Annotated in this window: 15 protein-coding genes and 1 riboswitch; of the genes, 4 read left to right on the top strand and 11 right to left on the bottom strand. The window is 64.5% G+C overall.

Annotation, left to right across the window (positions count from 1 at the left end):
• Positions 1 to 4 precede the first annotated feature (4 nt).
• The 11 genes from nuoG to ACH196_RS22330 all read right to left on the bottom strand — a co-directional run bounded on the left by nuoG (position 5) and on the right by ACH196_RS22330 (position 9,667).
• Positions 5 to 2,089 (bottom strand): NADH-quinone oxidoreductase subunit NuoG, encoded by a 2,085-nt coding sequence (nuoG, locus tag ACH196_RS22380; protein ID WP_396649149.1) that lies wholly within the window; start codon positions 2,087 to 2,089, stop codon positions 5 to 7.
• On the bottom strand, positions 2,089 to 2,400 hold the full coding sequence (locus ACH196_RS22375; RefSeq protein WP_396649148.1) for a pentapeptide repeat-containing protein: 312 nt from the start codon (positions 2,398 to 2,400) through the stop codon (positions 2,089 to 2,091). The genes nuoG and ACH196_RS22375 overlap by 1 nt, the downstream gene beginning before the upstream one ends.
• A 20-nt stretch (positions 2,401 to 2,420) precedes the next feature.
• Entirely contained in the window at positions 2,421 to 2,882 is a 462-nt protein-coding gene (locus ACH196_RS22370) for a DUF3291 domain-containing protein (protein ID WP_396649147.1), read from the bottom strand.
• Positions 2,883 to 2,884: 2 nt separating this feature from the next.
• On the bottom strand, positions 2,885 to 3,745 hold the full coding sequence (locus ACH196_RS22365; RefSeq protein ID WP_396649146.1) for an NADH-ubiquinone dehydrogenase: 861 nt from the start codon (positions 3,743 to 3,745) through the stop codon (positions 2,885 to 2,887).
• Between the two features lie 121 nt (positions 3,746 to 3,866).
• Positions 3,867 to 5,171, bottom strand: coding sequence for an NADH-quinone oxidoreductase subunit NuoF (gene nuoF / locus ACH196_RS22360; RefSeq protein ID WP_396649145.1), 1,305 nt, complete (start codon positions 5,169 to 5,171; stop codon positions 3,867 to 3,869).
• A 10-nt stretch (positions 5,172 to 5,181) separates the two neighbouring features.
• Positions 5,182 to 6,435, bottom strand: a complete 1,254-nt coding sequence (locus ACH196_RS22355; protein ID WP_396649144.1) for an NADH-quinone oxidoreductase subunit E — start codon at positions 6,433 to 6,435, stop codon at positions 5,182 to 5,184.
• 11 nt (positions 6,436 to 6,446) lie between these two features.
• Positions 6,447 to 6,686 carry a hypothetical protein gene (locus ACH196_RS22350; RefSeq protein WP_396649143.1) on the bottom strand — a complete coding sequence of 80 codons (240 nt, stop codon included), beginning with the start codon at positions 6,684 to 6,686 and terminating at the stop codon, positions 6,447 to 6,449.
• Positions 6,683 to 7,873 (bottom strand): NADH-quinone oxidoreductase subunit D, encoded by a 1,191-nt coding sequence (locus ACH196_RS22345; RefSeq protein ID WP_396649142.1) that lies wholly within the window; start codon positions 7,871 to 7,873, stop codon positions 6,683 to 6,685. Before ACH196_RS22345 ends, ACH196_RS22350 begins: the two co-directional genes overlap by 4 nt.
• A gap of 8 nt (positions 7,874 to 7,881) precedes the next feature.
• A complete protein-coding gene (locus ACH196_RS22340) occupies positions 7,882 to 8,487 on the bottom strand; it encodes an NADH-quinone oxidoreductase subunit C (protein WP_396649141.1) in 606 nt (201 codons plus the stop codon).
• Between the two features lie 242 nt (positions 8,488 to 8,729).
• A complete protein-coding gene (locus ACH196_RS22335) occupies positions 8,730 to 9,311 on the bottom strand; it encodes a NuoB/complex I 20 kDa subunit family protein (protein ID WP_396649140.1) in 582 nt (193 codons plus the stop codon).
• A complete protein-coding gene (locus tag ACH196_RS22330; RefSeq protein WP_396649139.1) occupies positions 9,302 to 9,667 on the bottom strand; it encodes an NADH-quinone oxidoreductase subunit A in 366 nt (121 codons plus the stop codon). The genes ACH196_RS22335 and ACH196_RS22330 overlap by 10 nt, the downstream gene beginning before the upstream one ends.
• A gap of 298 nt (positions 9,668 to 9,965) precedes the next feature.
• Here ACH196_RS22330 and ACH196_RS22325 point away from each other — a divergent pair, with 298 nt between their 5' ends.
• The 4 genes from ACH196_RS22325 to ACH196_RS22310 all read left to right on the top strand — a co-directional run.
• Positions 9,966 to 11,207 carry a winged helix-turn-helix domain-containing protein gene (locus ACH196_RS22325; protein WP_396649138.1) on the top strand — a complete coding sequence of 414 codons (1,242 nt, stop codon included), beginning with the start codon at positions 9,966 to 9,968 and terminating at the stop codon, positions 11,205 to 11,207.
• A 93-nt stretch (positions 11,208 to 11,300) separates the two neighbouring features.
• Positions 11,301 to 11,498, top strand: a riboswitch (cobalamin riboswitch).
• Between the two features lie 34 nt (positions 11,499 to 11,532).
• Positions 11,533 to 11,952: a DUF1636 family protein gene (locus tag ACH196_RS22320; RefSeq protein WP_396649137.1), complete on the top strand. Its 420-nt coding sequence runs from the start codon at positions 11,533 to 11,535 to the stop codon at positions 11,950 to 11,952.
• The gene (cobW, locus tag ACH196_RS22315) at positions 11,949 to 12,986 is read left to right on the top strand and encodes a cobalamin biosynthesis protein CobW (protein WP_396649136.1); all 1,038 of its coding nucleotides are present in this window, start codon (positions 11,949 to 11,951) and stop codon (positions 12,984 to 12,986) included. Before ACH196_RS22320 ends, cobW begins: the two co-directional genes overlap by 4 nt.
• Before the next feature lie 69 nt (positions 12,987 to 13,055).
• Positions 13,056 to 15,328, top strand: a 2,273-nt coding sequence (locus ACH196_RS22310; protein ID WP_396649135.1) for a cobaltochelatase subunit CobN, incomplete at its 3' end; no start/stop codon positions are given.

Raw genomic sequence — 15,328 nt, 5'->3', positions numbered from 1 at the left:
CTGCCTATTCCGCCGCCTGCTTGAAGCCGCCCCTGGCGAGCGCCGAGCATTCCGCCATCACGGCGGAAGCCCGCGCGATGGGATTGGTGAGATAAAAATCCTCGACCGGCGAGACGAACGCCGCCTTGCCCAGCGAGCCGCCGAGCTTCGCCGCATTCGCCACGTCGTCGGCGCTGCCCGCCAGAATCTCGTCGATCTCGGCCAGATGCGGATGTTCCGCGTGGAGTTTCGCCCTGAGCTGCGGCAACGAATCGAAGGGCAGTTTCTTGCCGAGCACATCGGAGAGTGCCCTGAGAATTGCCCAGTCCTCGCGCGCGTCGCCCGGCGCGAAACCGGCACGGCTGGTCTGCTGCACCCGGCCCTCGGTGTTGACGTAGGTGCCGGACTTTTCGGTGTAGGCGGCCGCCGGCAGGATGACGTCGGCGCGATGCGCGCCCTTGTCGCCATGCGTGCCGATATAGACGACGAAGGCGCTGCCAGCCTTGGAAAGGTCAAGTTCATCGGCACCGAGCAGGAACAGGACATCCGTGTTACCCAGCATTCCGGCGACATCCTTGCCGCCCTCGCCCGGCACAAAACCAATGTCAAGGCCGCCGACGCGCGCCGCCGCATTGTGCAGCACCGCAAAGCCGTTCCAGCCCTCGGCAATCGCGCCGACGGCGGTTGCCAGTTGCGCGGCCAGGCCGAGCACCGTGGGGCCGTCGGCCCGCGACAGCGCGCCCTGCCCGACGATGATCAGCGGATGTTTTGCGTTCTTCAGCACCTCGAAGAATTTTCCGTTGCCGGCGGCGAGATCCTTGAGCGTCTCCGGGCCGGCGCCCAGCACCTCATGTGGATAACGCAGGTCGACCGCCTCGCCGATGACAGCCACCGGGAACGGGCCGGCCATGCGCGAACGCTTGCGGATGCGGGCGTTGAGCACCGACGCCTCATAGCGCGGATTGGCGCCGATGATCAGCACGGCGTCCGCCTGCTCGATCCCTTCGATGGTGGGGTTGAAGATGTAGCTGCCGCGCCCCAGCGACGGGTCGAGCGCCGCGCCGTCCTGCCGACAGTCGATGTTCCTCGAGCCGAGCGATTCGGCAAGCAGTTTTAGCGCATACATCTCCTCGACGGCCGCGAGGTCGCCGGCGATGGCGCCGATGCGCTCCGGGGCGGCCTTCGAAACCGCCGCCTTGATCGCCGAAAAGGCTTCCGGCCAGGTGGCGACGGCGAGCTTGCCGTTCCGGCGCACATAGGGCCGGTCGAGGCGCTGGGTGCGCAAACCATCCCAGATGAAGCGGCTCTTGTCGGAGATCCACTCCTCGTTAACCTGCTCGTTGACGCGCGGCATGATGCGCATCACTTCGCGGCCACGGCTGTCGACGCGGATGGCCGAGCCGACCGCATCCATGACGTCGATCGATTCGGTCTTGGTCAGTTCCCACGGCCGCGCCGTGAAGGCGAAGGGTTTTGAGGTCAGCGCTCCGACCGGGCAGAGGTCGATGACATTGCCCTGAAGCTCCGAGGTCATTGCCTGTTCGAGATAGGTGGTGATCTCGGCGTCCTCGCCGCGGCCGATCAGGCCGAGCTCGGAAATGCCGGCGACCTCCGTAGTGAAGCGGACGCACCGCGTGCAGTGGATGCAGCGGTTCATGATCGTCTTGACCAGCGGGCCGATATATTTGTCCTCGACCGCACGCTTGTTCTCCTTGTAGCGTGAGGAATCGACGCCGAAGGCCATCGCCTGGTCCTGCAGGTCGCACTCACCACCCTGGTCGCAGATCGGGCAGTCGAGCGGATGGTTGATCAGCAAGAACTCCATCACGCCTTCGCGCGCCTTCTTGACCATAGGCGTGGTCGTGAAGATTTCCGGCGTCTCGCCGTTCGGGCCGGGACGCAGGTCGCGCACGCCCATGGCGCAGGAGGCGGCCGGCTTCGGCGGCCCGCCCTTCACCTCGATCAGGCACATGCGGCAGTTGCCGGCGATCGACAGCCGCTCGTGGAAACAGAAGCGCGGCACTTCCGCGCCCGCCTCCTCCGCCGCCTGCAGCAGCGTGTAGTGGTCGGGTACCTCGATCTCTTTCCCGTCGACCTTGAGCTTTGCCATTATCTATCCTCGGCGGTGTTCGCCGCTTCATATGCCTTGAAAAGGTCGCTGACCTCTACGCCGTCGATCGTCATGCCTGCGAGCAGCGCCTTTTCGATCTTCACATTGCTCATGTTCACGTTGACGAACACCACGCCGGAAAGATTGGCGTCCACAACCTCGGCGTTGCTAAGCAGCACCTTCTCGAATTTTGCCGCCGACAGGTTAGTCACGTGGAAATGGGAGTTCGACAGGTTGACGTCGTCGAAGCGTGAATTCGCCACCGTGGCGTTCTTCACGTCGAGCACGTCGCGTTTGTCGTGAACCTGCATTTCCGAATGCTCCTTCCCGCTCACGCGCAACGCGCCTGCTGCCAAAGTTTTACATGCGGCAGGTGCGCCCAGCCGAAGGCGAAGTCGCTGTCGCCGTTTGCCCGCAGATGGTCGAGCCGCGCCCTCGCCTCCGCCACGCCCGGAATGTGATCCGGTTCCACCCACCACATCACCAAATGCTGCTCACCCATGAGCGAGAACCACTCGGCGCGCCTGCGATATATCTGCTTGTGCACGGTGTTCCAGACGAAATACTCCAAGCTCTCGGCATCCCGCCACACGCTCATGTTGACGACGACCGCTGGATCGTCGAAGCCACCGACCGCTGTCGCGTTGCCGGTCTCATCCTGAAGGCGCCAGATGAAGCCCTCCGACCGATCGGCGATGGCGTTGATCCGGTAGAGATTCACGACGAAGTCGGCAACGTGGGGATCGTCGATCGGATATTTCAGCCGGGCGATGTTGAGCTGGGCGAGATGCATTATCAGGCGCCCTTGCTCGCCGCCAGTTTCGCCGCCTGCTCGATCCAGCCGTCGCGCTCGATGCGCCCCTTGAAGCCGAGCGTGTCGTCGACCCAGGCGATCTCGTCCCTGCCCCAGGCCGCGACCTGCGCATAGGTCCAGACGCCAAAACCGTTCAGCACCTGCTCCAGCTTCGGGCCGATGCCGGAGATCACCTTCAGATCGTCCGGCATATCAGGCTTGTCGATCGACGCAGGCTTGCGCGGTCCCTCCGGCACGACCTGCTCGGCGACCGGCGCGGACGGGACTTCCGCCGCAATCGTCACCGCCGCAGCCAGTTCCTGAAGCTCCGCAACAGGTTCCACCGCCTCCACGACCGGCGGAACTTCCTTCACAGCCTTGCGAACGGCAGGCTTTTTGATCTCCGGCACCGCCTCGGGCGCAGCTTCCAATTCGACGGGCGGCGTTTCGACGACGCGCGGAACCTTGGCGGGCTTGGCTTCGGCAACCGACCTTGGCGGCGCGGCATCTTCAACGACGGGCACGAGGCCGGCACCGGCAATCAACAGGGACGCGGTGGCCTTGGCGCGCTTTTCCGGCGTCCGCGCCGTATCGCGAAACTCGTCCGCGCCTGCGGCGTCGAAGGCGGAGACGAACATGCGCTGCGATGCAGCCGTCGCGCCGGACATCGCGCCGAACCATACGCCAGCGGCGTGGCTCGCGAAGCCGAGGCCGAGCGCCGACATCGCCGCCATGCCGGCGAGCGGATGCGCCATCATATTGACGGCGCCGGCGAATTCAGCCGGCATCAGCGCTTTCGTTTCCTTCATCATCTCGTCAAAGATCTTCCCGTTCGGCATCAGGTCGTCGGAAAACATCGACATCGGCTTGCTCCTTCGGTTCCGGATTTCGCCCGTCTTCGTTTCTTCCTCAGTGCTTCCGCCCTATCCGTCTTTTTCTTTTGCAATCAATGCGATATTGCGTCTCGTTCGCTCTGTGTCTCACTTACTCCGCCGCAACCAGCACCGGTTCGGCGCGGTGCGCGTTGCGGCTGAATTCGTCGATGCGCCGCTCGATCTCGGGGCGGAAATTGCGGATGAGCCCCTGGATCGGCCAGGCCGCCGCGTCGCCCAGCGCGCAGATCGTGTGACCCTCGATCTGCTTGGTGACGTCGAGCAGCATGTCGATCTCGCGCTTCTGCGCCTCGCCGCGCACCAGCCGCTCCATCACCCGCCACATCCAGCCGGTGCCCTCGCGGCACGGCGTGCACTGGCCGCAGCTCTCATGCTTGAAGAAGTAGGCGAGCCGCGCGATGGCTTTCACGATATCGGTCGACTTGTCCATGACGATGACAGCCGCCGTGCCGAAGGACGACTTCTTCTCACGCATGCCGTCGAAATCCATGATGGCATCGGCCATGTCCTCGCCCTTGATCACCGGGCAGGACGCGCCGCCAGGGATGACGGCCAGCAGATTGTCCCAGCCGCCACGCACGCCGCCACCATGCTTTTCCACCAACTCGCGGAAGGAGATGCCCATCGCCTCCTCCACCGTGCAGGGCGTGTTGACATGGCCGACCAGCATGAACAGCTTCGTGCCGACATTGTTAGGCCGGCCAATCGACGAGAACCATGCAGCACCCCGGCGCAGGATGGTCGGCGCCACGGCGATCGACTCGACATTGTTGACGGTCGTCGGACAGCCATAGAGGCCCATATTCGCCGGGAAAGGCGGCTTCAGCCGCGGCTGGCCCTTCTTGCCCTCGAGACTTTCGAGCAGCGCGGTTTCCTCGCCGCAGATATAGGCGCCAGCGCCGTGGTGGACATAGATCTCGAAATCGTAGCCGTTCTTGTTGTCCTTGCCGATCAGACCGGCGTCATAGGCCTCGTCGATGGCGCGCTGCAGCGCCTCGCGCTCGCGGATGAACTCGCCGCGCACATATATGTAGGCGGCAATCGCCCCCATCGCGAAACCGGCGAGCAGGCAGCCCTCGACCAGCGTGTGCGGGTCGTGGCGCAGAATGTCGCGGTCCTTGCAGGTTCCGGGCTCGGATTCGTCGGCGTTGACGACGAGGTAGCTCGGGCGGCCGTCGCTCTGCTTAGGCATGAACGACCATTTGAGCCCGGTCGGGAAACCCGCGCCGCCGCGACCGCGCAGGCCAGACGCCTTCATCTCATTGACGATCCAGTCGCGGCCCTTGTCGATGATTGCCTTGGTGCCGTCCCAGGCGCCGCGTGACATCGCGCCCTTCAACGAGCGGTCGAATTGCCCGTAGATGTTTGTGAAGATACGGTCTTTGTCCTGAAGCATTTTTCGTCCCTCAGACCGGCTTCCTGCCGAAGACCCGGATGTATTCGGCGACGCCGCCTTTTGCCAGCGCCTGTGCCTGCTTCACCCAGTCTTCACGCTCGATGCGACCGTGGAACGACAGATAACCGTCGACCCACTCGCGCTCCGCCTTCTTCCAAGACGCGACCTGCGCGTAGGTGTAGATGCCGAGTGAATGCAGGATGCCTTCGATCTTCGGGCCGACGCCTGAGATCAACTGAAGGTCGTCAACGACAGCCGGCTTCTCGATGCCCGCGGGACGGTTCTTGTCCTCCAGCGAAGGTTTTGCCGAAGCGGCCTTGGCCTTGGGTGCTGTGCTTCCCTGCTTCGTTTCCGGAGCCTTGAACGCCGCGGCGGGTTCGCTGCGCGGCGCGCGCGCGGTGCGCTGCTTCTCGGTCTTCTCGACGGCAGGCGCAGCTTGGTTGGCGTTCGCCGCTGAATGCGCGGGCGCCGCGACGCTTGCCACCTTCTCGCCATTGACGCTCGCCGTCTCCGGCGACGGCGTCTTCAGCGCGGGGCTGGTCTCCGGCGCGTCGGTCTTCGGCTTGGCCGCCTGCGATGGCGGCACCGTCACGGCATCGGCGGCCGGCGCGGTCGCGGCCTCCCGCGCTTCGCGATCGCGGGTAGATTTCAGCACGGCCACGTCGTCGCTCAGGCTGGTGAGGCCCGAGATCGGCGCGGAGTAGGTGCGCTCGACCTGCGGTCCAGGCGTCACGCTCTTGCCGGCCTCGAAGGCATCGATGATCTCGGCCAGCCGCTCCGGCGTCAGATCCTCGTAGGTATCCTTGAACACCATAACCATTGGCGCATTCACACAGGCGCCGAGGCACTCGACCTCCTCCCACGACAGCGTGCCGTTGTCGTTCAGGTGGAACTGGTCGTGATGGATTTTTGACCGGCAGACATCCATCAGCGCTTCCGAGCCGCGCAGCATGCAGGGTGTCGTGCCGCAGACCTGGATGTGAGCTTTCGAGCCCACCGGCTTGAGTTGGAACTGGGTATAGAAAGTCGCGACTTCCAGTACGCGGATCAGCGGCATTTCGAGCATCTGGCTGACATGCTCGATGGCCGCCTTGCTCACCCAGCCTTCCTGGTCCTGCGCCAACATCAGCAGCGGGATGACCGCCGACTGCTGCCTGCCTTCCGGATATTTCTTGATCCATGTCCTGGCCTCGTCAGTCATCGCCTTGTTGAAGGCAAAGGTGGCTGGCTGGACGCTGGCTTCTGCTAGGCGGCGGACGGACATTCAGACAAACCTCAACGCACGGGCTTGCAATATTGCGTGACGATTTCGGTGGACTGCGCGGTCTCGGCGACGAAACACATCATCAGCTTATCGTCATCGTTCTCCAGCAGGAGACCGGGACCGGCATTCGATGGGAACACGCCGACCACCTCGTAGCCCTGCTTGAGCAGGGTTTCGACCGTCGGCTTGTCCTGCGCCATGGCAGGCGTGGCGAGCAGCGACAGGGCGGCAAGAGACAGCAGCATTCTCACCGGTCGACCTCCCCGAACACGATGTCGAGCGAGCCCAGAATGGCCGAAACGTCGGCCAGCATGTGGCCGCGGCAGAGGAAATCCATCGCCTGCAGATGCGCGAAGCCGGGCGCGCGCAGCTTGCAGCGATAAGGCTTGTTGGTGCCGTCGGAAACCAAATAGACGCCGAACTCGCCCTTCGGCGCCTCGACGGCGGCATACACTTCGCCAGCCGGTACGTGATAGCCTTCGGTGTAGAGCTTGAAGTGGTGGATGAGCGCTTCCATCGAGCGTTTCATCGCCGGCCGTTTCGGCGGCACGATCTTGCCGTCGGTATTTGACACAGGCCCGCTGCTGTCCTTGCCGAGCAGTCTGTCGACGCACTGGCGCATTATCCTCGCCGACTGCCGCATCTCTTCCATGCGGATCACCTGGCGGTCGTAATTGTCGCCGTTCTTGCCGACCGGAATGTCGAATTCCATCTCGGGATAACATTCGTAGGGCTGGCTCTTGCGCAGATCCCAAGCCGCGCCCGAGCCACGCACCATCACGCCCGAAAAACCCCAGGCCCAGGCGTCGTCGAGCGACACCACGCCGATATCGACATTGCGCTGCTTGAAGATGCGGTTCTCGATGAACAGTTCCGTGAGATCATCCACCGTTTTCAGGAACGGATCGATCCACTTGCCGATATCCTCGACCAGTTTCTGCGGCAGGTCCTGATGCACGCCGCCCGGCCGGAAATAGGCCGCATGCATGCGCGCGCCGCAGGCCCGCTCGTAAAACACCATGAGCTTTTCGCGCTCTTCGAAACCCCAAAGCGGCGGGGTAAGCGCGCCGACGTCCATCGCCTGCGTGGTGACGTTGAGCAGGTGCGAGAGGATGCGGCCGATCTCGGAATAGAGCACGCGGATCAATTGGCCGCGGATAGGCACCTGGATATCGAGCAGCCGCTCGACGGCGAGTGCGAAGGCATGCTCCTGGTTCATCGGCGCGACATAGTCGAGCCGATCGAAGTATGGCACAGCCTGGAGGTAGGTCTTTGCCTCGATCAGCTTTTCGGTGCCACGATGCAGCAGTCCGATATGCGGATCGACGCGGTCGACCACCTCGCCGTCCAGTTCGAGCACAAGGCGCAAAACGCCATGCGCCGCCGGATGTTGCGGACCGAAATTGATGTTAAAATTGCGTACCGACGTTTCGGCCATAATACGCCTCAGTTCGTCTTGGCTTTTTCGTCACCCGGCAGCACGTAATCCGTGCCTTCCCATGGCGACATGAAATCGAAATTGCGGAACTCCTGCTTGAGCTCCACCGGCTCGTAGACCACCCGCTTGGCCTCGTCGTCGTAGCGCACTTCGACGAACCCGGTCAGCGGAAAATCCTTGCGCAGCGGATGCCCCTCGAAACCGTAGTCGGTGAGGATGCGGCGCAGATCCGGATGGTCGGAGAACAGGATGCCGTAAAGGTCGTAGGCCTCGCGCTCGAACCAGTCCGCGCCGGGATAGACGGCGGTCGCGGATGGCACCATCGTGTCCTCGTCGGCCTGCACCTTCACGCGGATGCGCAAGTTCTGGCGGGGCGACAGCAGATGGTAGACCACGTCGAAGCGTTTGAGACGCGAAGGATAATCGGCGCCGGAGATATCGATGAACGACACGAACTGGCACTGCACGTCATTCTTCAGGAAAGACAGAACGTCGACGATGTTCGCCGCCTCGACCGACAGCGTAAGCTCGCCATAGGCGACGACAGCCTTGTCCAGCCGCCCGCCCAGTTTCTCCGAAAGATAGGCCGAGAGATCGTTAAGCGCTTCGCTCACTCGTGAGCCTCCAGTGCGGCGACCCGCCGTTCCAAGGTGGCGATGCGCTCCGCGTATGTCCGAAGCCGCACGCGCTCGATTGCACGGTCGGCAGCCCGCAACCGATCCGCAAACCATTCTACCGCCCCGTCACGCCCCAAGCTTGCTAAAGCATGCTCGAGGACGAGGCTGATCTGCCTCTCAGCGGGAACACCCTCGGCTTTCAAACGGCGCAACGTCGGTACAATCGAATACATGGCCGATCACCGTTCGATCGTACCGGTACGGCGAATCTTCTTCTGCAGCAGCAGGATGCCGTAGAGCAGCGCTTCCGCCGTCGGCGGGCAGCCCGGCACGTAGATGTCGACCGGCACGACGCGGTCGCAGCCGCGCACCACCGAATAGGAATAATGATAATAGCCGCCGCCATTGGCGCAGGAGCCCATGGAGATGACGTAGCGCGGCTCCGGCATCTGGTCGTAGACTTTTCGCAGCGCCGGCGCCATCTTGTTGGTCAGCGTTCCGGCGACGATCATCACGTCCGACTGGCGCGGCGAGGCGCGCGGCGCGATGCCGAAGCGCTCGGCGTCGTAGCGCGGCATCGAGATGTGCATCATCTCGACCGCGCAGCAGGCCAGCCCGAAGGTCATCCACATCAGAGAGCCGGTGCGCGCCCAGGTGATCAGCGCCTCGGAGGAGGTGACCAGAAAACCCTTGTCGGACAGCTCGTTGTTGAGCTCGCCGAAGAACACGTCATCGGACCCGACAGGCTTGCCGGTGTTCGGGTCGATGATGCCCTTGGGCCTTGGCGCGACGAGCGTTGCGGAAGCGTCGTTCAATCCCATTCCAACGCTCCTTTTTTCCACTCGTAGACGAAGCCGAGGGTCAGCACGGCCAGGAAGATCATCATCGACCAGAATCCCAGCATGCCGATCTGGCCGAACGACACCGCCCACGGAAACAGGAACGCCACTTCCAGATCGAAGATGATGAAGAGGATCGACACCAAATAGAAGCGGATGTCGAACTTCATGCGCGCGTCGTCGAACGAATTGAACCCGCACTCATAGGCCGAAAGCTTCTCCGGGTCGGGATTGCGGTAGGCGACCAGATAGGGCGCAACCACCAGCGCGACCGGGATGGCGATCGACACGGCGAGGAATATGACGACGGGAAGATAGGAACTGAGTAGTCCGTCCATGCTCCGGCCTTCCGTTGGCGATCCTGACTTGTCCGATCATAGCACGGAACGGGAGGCTGGGACCGCGACAGTCTGACCCGATCGGCCAGCGCCCGAAAACCTTGCTGCGATGCGGCGAGGGTTAGCGCAGGCGGTGGGGCGAAGCAAGCCGAACCTTGGCGAATTCGCGGCATGTATCAACCACATATGCTGTCAGGATGATGACGCGCGCCAGTGGACGAATGCCGGATGGCCCGTCCATATGGTGCAGCGCCAGAAAATACTCCGACAAACACCAACAAATGCAGCCGGAATGCAGATGAAGGAAAAAATCTCACTCGCCCTTGCCCGCCGCATCGCCATCGCCGCGCAGGGCCTTGCCGACCAACGCCCGAACGGGCCGATCACGCGCCGGCATCTGACAAAAACGCTCGACCGGCTGGGCCTGCTGCAGATCGATTCCGTAAGCGCGGTGGTGCGCGCCCATTACATGCCGCTGTTCTCGCGGCTCGGCCCCTACCCGATGGCGCTGCTCGACGATGCCGCCGCGCCGGGCAAAAAACGCATGCTGTTCGAATACTGGGCGCACGAAGCGTCGCTGCTGCCGCTGGAAACCTGGCCGCTGATGCGCTGGCGCATGGAGCGGGCGAACGCCAATGACGACACGGAAATCTACAAGGGTCTTGCCCGCTGGGCCGACGACAAGATGCCGTTCATCGAAGAGGTCTTCCAGGAGGTCAAGGCGCGTGGCCCGATCGCCACCTCCGACATCGACGGCGCCAAGGGTAAGGGCGGCTGGTGGGGCTGGAGCGACGAAAAACACGCCTTCGAATGGCTATTCTGGGCCGGCAGGATAACCACCGCCTCGCGCCGCGGTTTCCAGCGGCTCTACGACCTGCCGGAGCGCGTGCTGCCGAAGGAAATCTTCGACCGTCCCGACGTGCCGGCGGCGGATGCGCACCGTGAGTTGCTGCTAAAGTCCGCCCGCGCGCTCGGCGTCGCCACCTATGGCGACCTGCGCGACTATTATCGGCTTTCGCCTGGCGACGTGAAGGGCCGCCTGGAGGAACTGATCGAATCGGGCGATCTGCTGCCGGTCTCGGTCGAGGGCTGGAAGAACCCGGCCTATCTCCATGCGGGCGCGCGCCTGCCGCGAAAGGTCGAGGCGCGCGCGCTGCTGGCCCCGTTCGATCCGCTGGTGTGGGAGCGAGCCCGCTCCGAGCGGCTGTTCGACTTCCATTACCGCATCGAAATCTACACGCCTGTCGAAAAGCGGCAGTTCGGCTACTACGTGCTGCCCTTCCTGCTCGGCGACACCATCGTCGGTCGCGTCGACATGAAGGCCGACCGCCCGGCTAGCGTGCTGCGCGTGCTTGCCGCCTACGCGCAGCCGGGCGCACCGGCGAACGCGGCCGAGGAACTGGCGGTTGAGATCGAACTGATGCGCGGCTGGCTCGGCCTGGAGCGGATCGAGATTACTCCGGCGGGCGAACTCGGGCCGGCGCTGGCCGACGTCCTGCCAAGCTCCGCCGCGTTGACAGCTTCCGCCGCTGGGGCGTAAATCGCATGTGACGGTCCCGACCGGCGGATGCCGGGGACAGTTTACTTTTTTCCGCTCGCGCTAACCTTGAAGCGTTGCGACCATCCCGCGGAAAGAAAGTAAACTGTCCCCGGCGCTTCGCTAGAAGGGCTAAGAGGGAACGCGGTGCGGGTTTTGGCCCAACTCCGCGGCTGTCCCCGCAACTGTAGGCGGTTAGCCCGCGCCGAATGCCACTGGACGAAAAATCCGGGAAGGCGGCGCGAGGCGCAGGAGCCGCGAGCCAGGAGACCTGCCGTCAGCCTTGAAATCCCAGTGTCCGGCGGGTGACCCGGACAAGGAGTTTTGTTTGGACCAGACCGCCTTCTCCCCAGCGACGACTGCCGAGCCATCCGCCGATACCGGCGTGACGGTCATCGTCTGCTCGTCCTGCCGCGACGAAACCGGCTCCGACGCCCGCCCCCACCCCGGCGAAATTCTTGGCGACCGCGTCCGAGAGATCGCGCATGGCGAGGGCATCGCCGTGCGCCAGTTGGAATGTCTCGGCAACTGCAAGCGCCGGCTCAGTGCGGCGATGCTGCGCGAAAACTGCTGGAGTTATGTCTTCGGCGACCTCACAGTCGACAACGCCCCCGATCTCGTTGCCGGAGCAAAGCTGTTTTCCACCTCGCAGGACGGGATGTTGCCCTGGCGCGGCCGCCCCGACTCTTTGAAACGCGGGCTCGTCGCCCGCATCCCGCCCGCTTCCCTGCTCAAGGATTTTTCATGACCGCCTCGCTTGCCAGAACCCCTTGCACCGTCGTCACCGGCTTCCTCGGCGCCGGCAAGACGACGATGATCCGCCATATCCTCGAAAACGCCGGCGGCCGCCGGCTGGCGCTGATCGTCAACGAATTCGGTGATGTCGGTATCGACGGCGAAATCTTGAAGGGCTGCGGCGTCGAGGCCTGCCCCGAGGAAAACATCATCGAACTCGCCAATGGCTGCCTGTGCTGCACGGTGGCCGACGACTTCGTGCCGGCGCTCGACAAGATCCTCGCCATGCAGCCGAAGGTCGACCACATCATCATCGAGACCTCCGGCCTGGCGCTGCCCAAGCCGCTGGTGCAGGCCTTCCAGTGGCCGACGGTGAAGAGCCGCGTGACCGTGGATGGCGTTGTCGCGGTGGTGGACGGCCCGGCGCTCGCCGCCGGCAAGGTGGCGTCCGACATGGACGCGCTCGCCGCCCAGCGCGCCGCCGACGATTCACTCGACCACGACGATCCGGTCGAGGAAGTTTTTGAGGACCAGGTGGCTTGCGCCGACCTGGTGATCCTTTCCAAGAGCGACCTGATGAACGCCGAGGCGACAGGCAAGGCTCGGGGTCTGATTGATGAACACCTGTCGCGCGCCGTGAAGGTGGTTCCGACGGCGCAGGGCCGCGTCGATCCTTCCGTGCTGCTCGGGCTGGGGCTGGCCGTCGAGGACGACATCGAGAACCGGAAAACCCACCATGACGACGAACTCGACCACGAGCACGACGATTTCGATTCCTTCATCGTCGAACTGCCTGACGTGACTGACCCGGACGACCTTGCCGGCCGCATCTCGGCCGCCGCCGAAAGCGAGAATGTTTTGCGCATGAAGGGTTTTATCCAGGTCGAAGGCAAGCCGATGCGGCTGCTGGTGCAGGCCGTCGGCCCGCGCGTCAACCACTATTACGACCGCGCCTGGACCGCCACCGACGACCGCCGTTCGAGGCTGGTAGTGATCGGCCTGCGCGGCCTCGACCGGCAAAAGGTCGAGCGGATTTTGCTGGGATAGCGACCGGAATGGCGCGCTCCCTCAGCAAGGCAGTGAACTCGGCCGGGCCGATCTGCTAGGATCGCGCCGATGCACATCCTGCCCACGACATCCGCCTCGCTCGACGATCTGGTCGAGCCGGTCGACCTTGCCCAGTCGCCGGCGGACATCGTGGCGCTGTCCTTCACCGACAGCGATCTTGCGGCAATCGCTTCGGCCTGGCGGCGGGGCGGAGACGCCCTGCCGTCGATGCGGCTCGCCCCGCTGCGCGACCTGCGCCATCCGATGTCAGTCGACCTGTGGATCGAGAAGGCAGCCGCGCAAGCCAAGGTCATCCTGGCGCGCATCCTCGGCGGCTATGACTGGTGGCGCTATGGCTGCGACCAACTCGCCGCCCTTGCCCGCGCGAAAAACATCCGGCTGGCCCTGCTGCCCGGCGAGTGCCGCGAGCAGGACGAACGGCTGGTCGAGTGCTCGACGCTGCCGCGCGCCGATCTCGACGAATTGCTGGCGCTGTTCCGCGAAGGCAGCCCCGGCAACATGGATGCCCTTGTCCGCCGGCTGGCAGGACTGGCGCGGGGCGAGGATGCTCCTGCCCCGCCGGTCTCGGTGCCGAAGGCGGGATTCTATGAGAGTTCCTCTCCCCGTGAACGGGGAGAAGGAAAAACATCACCCGTCGTCCCCATCCTCTTCTACCGTTCGATGCTGCTCGCTGACGACGTCGCTCCCATCGACGCGTTGTGCGAGGCACTCGCTGCAAAAGACATCCGGCCGGTACCGATCTTCGTCTCCAGCCTGAAGGACTCTGAATCCGTCGACTTCGTCGAGGCCGCGGTCGCCGACCTGAATCCCGCCGCCATCGTCACCGCGACCGCCTTCGCTGTAGGCGCGGAGCCAAGTGCCGAGACCTTGTTCGACCGCGCCGGCGTGCCGGTGTTCCAGGTCATGGTCGCCACCACCCGCCGTGACGCCTGGGAGAAGAATCCGCGCGGCCTGGCGCCCGCCGATCTCGCCATGCATGTGGTCATGCCCGAACTCGACGGCCGCGTTCTTGCCGGAGCGATCTCCTTCAAGGCGCAAAGCGCGGCTGACCAGGCATTGGGCTTCATCGCCCAGGCGAACACGCCCGAGCCCGACCGGGTCGAGCAGGTGGCCGCGCGCATCGCGGCGTTCCTGCGGCTGGCCGCTACGCCGCGCGAAAAACGTCGTCTTGCCGTCCTCATCCCCGACTATCCTTCGGCGCCAGGCCGCACCGGCTATGCCGTCGGCCTAGATGTGCCGGCTAGCATGCTCGCCATGCTGCACGACCTGAAAAACCACGGATATTCGGTTGATTCGATTCCCGAATCGCCGCGCGCCTTGCTGGATTTGCTGGAAGGCGGCGGCCACGGGCTGCCGCTCGCTGATTACCGGCGTATGGCCACCGGGTTGCCGATCGAGGCGATGGCCACAGTCGAGGCCGCGTGGGGCGATGCGGTGGCAGATGCTGCGCCCTCACCCTCCCCCTTGTGGGAAGGGTCGCCCATAGGGCGTGGTAGTGGTTCGGAAGAGAGCTCTCTTGCTGTACCCCCACCCCGCCTCGCGCGTCTCGCAAAGCTCGACGCGCTTGCCGACCCTCCCCACAAGGGGGAGGGTGAGGGCGCATTCTTCCCCTTCCGCGCCACCACCTTCGGCAACATCACCGTCGCGCTGGCCCCGGATCGCGGCCGATCCGCCGACCGCCGCGCCGATTATCACGATGCCGCACTGCCGCCGCGCCACGCCTTGGTCGCCTTCGGCCTGTGGCTGCGCCAAACGCTCGGCGTCCATGCGCTCGTCCATGTCGGCGCCCACGGCACGCTGGAATGGCTGCCCGGCAAGACCGTGGCGCTGAGCCAAAACTGTTTTCCGGAGATCGTGACGGGCGCCCTGCCCGTCATCTACCCCTTCATCGTCAGCAATCCCGGCGAGGCGGCGCAGGCGAAGCGCCGCATCGCCGCGATCACGCTCGGCCATCTGCCGCCACCCATGACCAGCGCGGGCCTCGACGTGGACAAGCAGAGGCTGGAGCGGCTGGTCGACGAATACGCGCAGGCCGATGGCCTCGACCGCCGCCGCCGCGACCGGCTGGCAAAACTGATCGTCGACACGGCGGCAAAATCCGGCCTCGCCGCCGAGGCTGGCGTGGCGAACACCGACGCGCCGGACGAGGCGCTGCGCCGGATCGACGCCTGGCTCTGCGACCTCAAGGATTTTGCGGTCAAGGACGGGCTGCATGTCTACGGCCGCGCCGCGCCGGACGAGGCGGACCCGCTGCGCCTCGCCAGCGCCGAAGCCGAGCGCGAAAACCTGCTGGCCGCCCTCGACGGCCGCCATGTCCGCGC

Origin of the sequence: Mesorhizobium sp. IMUNJ 23232 (genome assembly GCF_044326205.1) — a bacterium.
Classification (GTDB): domain Bacteria; phylum Pseudomonadota; class Alphaproteobacteria; order Rhizobiales; family Rhizobiaceae; genus Kumtagia.
The sequence above is the reverse complement of the archived record's forward strand: the minus strand, read 5'-3'. Positions and strand labels throughout refer to the sequence as shown.